4 protein-coding genes are annotated in these 3,298 nt (G+C 74.0%); 1 reads left to right on the top strand and 3 read right to left on the bottom strand.

Annotated elements, in window-relative coordinates:
• Positions 1-331 (bottom strand): TIGR03668 family PPOX class F420-dependent oxidoreductase (locus PROKR_RS34035; protein ID WP_051432733.1); only part of this gene is annotated, 331 nt, incomplete at its 3' end.
• An 89-nt stretch (positions 332-420) separates the two neighbouring features.
• On the opposite strand from PROKR_RS34035, the gene PROKR_RS06135 reads away from it, so the two are divergent.
• Positions 421-1,521, top strand: coding sequence for a P1 family peptidase (locus tag PROKR_RS06135; RefSeq protein WP_036960726.1), 1,101 nt, complete (start codon positions 421-423; stop codon positions 1,519-1,521).
• Here the strand turns inward: PROKR_RS06135 and PROKR_RS30580 are convergent.
• A complete protein-coding gene (locus tag PROKR_RS30580) occupies positions 1,491-2,174 on the bottom strand; it encodes an SIMPL domain-containing protein (protein WP_020016921.1) in 684 nt (227 codons plus the stop codon). The two genes, PROKR_RS06135 and PROKR_RS30580, sit on opposite strands and share 31 nt — an antisense overlap.
• A 73-nt stretch (positions 2,175-2,247) precedes the next feature.
• Positions 2,248-3,298, bottom strand: a 1,051-nt coding sequence (locus tag PROKR_RS34030; protein ID WP_211240044.1) for a winged helix DNA-binding domain-containing protein, incomplete at its 5' end; no start/stop codon positions are given.

The raw sequence follows: 3,298 nt of genomic DNA, 5'->3' as shown, positions 1-3,298 counted from the left end.
GCTCGCCGCCGTGCTCGACGGCGGCGACTCCGTCCGCCCGCACCCACCACAGCCGGGACCAGTCGTCGTCGTACCGGTCCGCGAGGGCGGCGACGCGCGGGTTCGCCGCGATGTTGCGCAGGCGCTTCAGGTCCCGTGTGGTCTTCGGCTTGTGGTCGACGGCGACGACGATCTCGTCGGCCGGTGCGCCCGCAGCCGTGGCGCCGACGGCACTGACCAGCGCGAACGTGACCGGCACGAGCTGCGGCACGCCGTCGTCGTCGTTCGTGGCGAGATAGGCGTGCCGGGCCGCGGCGAACCGGGACCGGCAGGTGTCGGCATCGAGGCGCACGCTGCCATTCTGCCGCGCCGCGGGTGCCCGCCGGTTCGGTCGTTGCTCATACGCAAAGGTCGGCTGAGTAGATCGCGCATGCTGTTCCCATGACGGACAACCAGCGGCCCCGCCGGGTGCGCGAGCTCGGGATTCTCGTCGGGCCGCTCGCGACCGGCCCCCTGAACGCCATCACCGACGTGCCTGGTGTGCGGGTGGGGCACACCACGATCGTGGACCCGCCCCGCCTGCACACCGGGGTCACGGCGATCGTTCCTGACGCGTTGGGCGACGGCGGGCGCAGCCTGCCGTGCGGGCTGTTCGTCGGGAACGGGTTCGGCAAGCTGGTCGGCGCCACCCAGGTGGCCGAGCTGGGCGAGATCGAGACGCCGATCCTGCTGACGGCAACGCTGAGCGCGTTTCGTGCCGCGGACGCCCTGGTCACGCACGTGCTCGCCGGCCCGGGACACGAGGAGACCCGCACCCTCAATCCGGTCGTGGGCGAGACCAACGACGGCAGGCTCAGCGACATCCGAGCCCGGCCCGTCACCGAGGCGCACGTGCTGGCCGCCCTCGACGGCGCGGCCCCCGGCCTGCCCGGCGAGGGCTGCGTCGGCGCCGGGACGGGCACCATGGCGCTCGGGTTCAAGGGCGGGATCGGCACGTCGTCCCGCCTGGTCGACGGTCGGACGGTGGGCGTGCTGGTGCAGTCCAACTTCTCGGGCACGCTCACCGTGCGCGGCGTCCCGATCCGGCCGGTCGACGACGGCGCGAGCCCGGTCGGCGCTGCCGGCGCGCCAACGAACGCCACGAACCAGCCCGAGGGCAACTCCTGCATGATCGTCGTCGCCACCGACGCGCCCCTGGACGCGCGCCAGCTCGGCCGGGTCGCGCGGCGGGCCGTGTTCGCGATGGCGCGGGTGGGCTCCGACTTCGCGGGCGGCAGCGGCGACTACGCCCTGGCGTTCAGCACGAGTGCCGCCGCGCCGGGTGCCGCGCCGTCGAGCAGCGTGGCCGACGGCGACCTGGACCCCCTCTTCGCGGCGACGATGGACGCGACGGAGGAGGCCCTGCTCAACTCGCTGTTCATGGCGACGACCACCGTGGGGCACCGCGGCACGGCGACCGCCGTGCCCCACGACCTGGTGCTCGGCCGGCTGCGCTCCGCCGGGGTGCTGCCTCAGGCCTCGACGACGGGGCCCGTCTCGTAGTCGGCGGACACGGTGATCTCGACGTCGATGTCCCGGGGCTGCAGCTCGACCTGGGCGCCGCCGCCGGGGGCGGCCATCGCGCCGGCCCGCATGGCGTACATCGGGGTGTTTCCGCCGTCGTTGCCCCCACGCAGCCCCGCCTCGTAGATGGCGACGGGGGACACCGGGCCCAGGCCGAGCGCGTCGGCGTAGGACTGGGCGCGCACCACCGTCTCCTCGGCGGCCTCGACGCGGGCCTCCGCCTGCAGCGTCTTGCGGGTCTCGTCGGTCAGGGTCCAGTTCAGCCAGTCGATCTCGACGCCCTCGACGTCCATGATGTCGGCGAGCCACGTGGACAGGACCTCGAAGTCGCTGAACGTGACCGAGAGCCGCGCCGAGGCCCGGAACCGGCGGATGCGCTGCTTGCCGCCGGAGCCGGAGCTCTTGACCCGGTCGTCGTAGACGTACGAGTGCACGGAGGCGGAGTCCCACTTCTCCGCGGCGCCCGACTCGACGTGCGCCTTGGCCTGGTCCACGAGGATCGTGTGGGTCCGGGCCACCTGCTCCACCACGTCGTTGCGGAGGGTGCCCGAGAACGCGACGTGCAGGTTGACGGTCCCGCGCTCGGCGGGGTGGGTGCGCTTGGCCTGACCTTCGACGGCGATACGAGTCATGTGCGGAGTCTGCCCACCCGGGCGCGGACGACGCCACCCCGGCGCGCCGTACCGCGCGCTGCCCGTCGGCGGGTCAGCCGATGGTGCCCTTGCCCACCGGGCCCCGGGCCAACGTGGGTTCGAGGCCGCAGAACGCGCCGTACCGCCCGGCCTCGGCCTCCAGCGCCGACCACACCGCGGCCGACGGCTCGTCCATGAGCTCGACCGTGATGTCCACGGTCTGGGCCTTGAGCACCCGTGACCACCCGCCGGCGATCATCCCGTCCACCACGACGAGGCCGGTGTACAGCCAGCGGCTCGGCATGCCGTCACGGGTCAGGGACGGCCAGCTCTTGAAGTCGTGGCAGAAGAACTCGTCGTAGACCGACAGCAGGCGCACGGTGCCCGCCGGGGCCGGGCCGGGCAGGTCGCCGTCGGTCCAGAGCGTCAGACCCGCGATCTCGTGCGGGGTGAGCCCGGCGTCGGCCACGGCTGCCCGGGCCGTGGTCTTGGTCAGGGTGCCCCACCAGGCCACGTCCTCGGCGCGGCACGGACCGTGTCCCCGCACGTACGCGCGGGCCAGGTGGGCGCGGGCGGCGTCCTCGTCCCAGGACCGTTGCTCCGGCAGCAGCCGGTAGGTGGCCTGCTTGCCCCGCATCGGACCGCTCGCCACGATCAGGTCGAGCTCCGCGTGCATCATGAGCTGGCCCAGGTGCCAGGCGTCCAGCGGTGCGCCCTCCGCCTCGGCGAGCGCGGCGCCGATCTCCTTGCGGGTCAGCGGGCCGTCTGCCAGCGCGCCAGCGACGACGTCATGTCTGCGAGGGAGGGCCGCGTGGTCGAAGCCGTAGGACCGTTCCGTCGAGGCCATCGCCCGGCGGATCCGGGGCGCGGTGGCCGTCATCAGGGGCGCCAGGTCCTCGGGGACCACGTAGTGCCAGGTGGGCCGCAGGATGTGCGTGCGCAGGACCGAGCCGTCGGCCAGGGCCGCCTGTACCTGTTCCAGCGTGGCGGGTGCGGTCAGGCGCTGCGCCACGCCCCAGGCCGACGAGTGCAGCTCCTGCGACTGCACGGCACCGAGCCGGGCCACGACACCGGGCACGGCGCCGCCGTCGGCTCCGGCGCCCGGGGCTCGCAGCGCACCCAGG

The sequence above is a fragment of the Promicromonospora kroppenstedtii DSM 19349 genome (assembly GCF_000515355.1).
Lineage (GTDB): Bacteria > Actinomycetota > Actinomycetes > Actinomycetales > Cellulomonadaceae > Promicromonospora > Promicromonospora kroppenstedtii.
The sequence above is the reverse complement of the archived record's forward strand: the minus strand, read 5'-3'. Positions and strand labels throughout refer to the sequence as shown.